This window comes from Mesorhizobium norvegicum (genome assembly GCF_004919685.1).
Lineage (GTDB): Bacteria > Pseudomonadota > Alphaproteobacteria > Rhizobiales > Rhizobiaceae > Mesorhizobium > Mesorhizobium norvegicum.
Genome location: NZ_SMYZ01000245.1, coordinates 1 through 217, shown reverse-complemented (window position 1 = coordinate 217; position 217 = coordinate 1). Strand labels below are relative to the sequence as shown.

The 217-nt window shown below is 63.1% G+C and carries 1 protein-coding gene; it reads left to right on the top strand.

The annotated features are described in order from the left end of the window. On the top strand, positions 1 to 217 hold a 217-nt coding region (locus FCU66_RS40935; protein ID WP_136625542.1), incomplete at both ends, for an aldo/keto reductase.

Sequence of the window (217 nt, the reverse complement as noted above, 5' to 3'; positions counted from 1 at the left end):
ACCATAGACCTCGGCGGTGTCGAGGTCTATGGTCCTTACACCAACGAGGCCCTGCTCGGCCGGGCGTTGAAGGGCAAGCGCGACCATGTGACCATCGCCACAAAATTCGGCTTCCGCATCGAAAACGGCAAGCAGGTCGGCACCGATAGCCGGCCCGAGCATATAAGCGAGGCCGTGGAAGCCTCGCTCGGCCGGCTCGCCACCGACCATATCGACC